A 991-nucleotide genomic window follows, 5' to 3' on the forward strand; every position below is an offset into this window, starting at 1 on the left:
GGGGAATTAACGCACCGTTCAATGTAGGCGACCGAGTAAAGAAGCGATCAGGTTACGAATACCCGGGTTTCATCGTTTCCGTTTTTACGAATCGGGCGGGCGCAGTTCGCTATGTCGTTGAAGCGGATCATCCTGCCTTCTCGGGCATGTTGCACATTTTCAATGGCGATCAGCTAGAGCCCCGCTGAGCTGAAACAGGCCAGCACCAACGATTCATTCGCATTGGGAATGGGCACCATTGCTGTTCGCGCGATGTCCACACGCTTGATCTGAATCAAATTCGGCCACGTCGCTTTTCAAATCAGGCCACTGGGGGTCGAAACAGGCCAGCACCCTACCGCCCAAGCACGGGGCGGGTTCGCCCCGCCGTGTTTTATCGTTCGAATTCGAGGTTTCTGCAGCTCTACTGCAGTTGTGTTTGTGCACAGCGTGCCAGGTTGGCCCTGACCACGAGGTGATGAAAAGGCCTGATCGCGTTGAGATAGATGAAGCCCAAGGCATTGTGGGTATGCACAACGGTTGTCGCGATGAGCAACGTGCCTATTGGAGAATGGCGTCGGAGCAGAGATAGCCGGAAGTCCAGGTGTCGGTCATCCGTACCGAGCACAATTTCGTCCTTGCCCTCCCAGTGCACCGGGAAGAAGTCCACCCGTTCATGGCTGTCCCGGGACGTCCTGACCGTATCGGAGGTTTTGATGCCAAAGGGCCTAACCATGGCGTCGCGCAGCGCGATCAACGCCTTTTGCCACGCGGGTGGATTGACGAGTGTCCGCGTCGCCAGCTCGCGCATGCTCGACTGTTCCGATGCACTCAAGTCAATGCTGTAGCTATCGAGTAAACTGGCGTTCTCGTACCAGCTCACAACGACACTTTCCGACGGCGGCGTCGTCCGACGTACCTGCGGTTTGCGGTCTAAACCCATGCTCATGATGATGTCACCTATTCAAGGGGCCATCAACTACGGGCGTGAAGACAAGCAAATCGCCTCAGC

General features: G+C 56.2%; 2 protein-coding genes. One reads left to right on the top strand and one right to left on the bottom strand.

The window, feature by feature from the left end:
* A partial coding sequence (locus OZ411_RS42890) for a hypothetical protein (RefSeq protein ID WP_282532791.1) occupies positions 1 to 188 on the top strand: 188 nt, incomplete at its 5' end.
* 215 nt (positions 189 to 403) lie between these two features.
* Here the strand turns inward: OZ411_RS42890 and OZ411_RS42895 are convergent.
* The gene (locus OZ411_RS42895) at positions 404 to 928 is read right to left on the bottom strand and encodes a DUF2867 domain-containing protein (RefSeq protein WP_282532792.1); all 525 of its coding nucleotides are present in this window, start codon (positions 926 to 928) and stop codon (positions 404 to 406) included.
* Positions 929 to 991 lie beyond the last annotated feature (63 nt).

The organism is Bradyrhizobium sp. Arg237L, assembly GCF_029990105.1.
GTDB lineage: Bacteria > Pseudomonadota > Alphaproteobacteria > Rhizobiales > Xanthobacteraceae > Bradyrhizobium.

Bases quoted from the DNA above. Each gene is read 5' to 3' on its own strand.
- OZ411_RS42895 (WP_282532792.1), bottom strand. From the start codon at position 928: ATGAGCATGGGTTTAGACCGCAAACCGCAGGTACGTCGGACGACGCCG.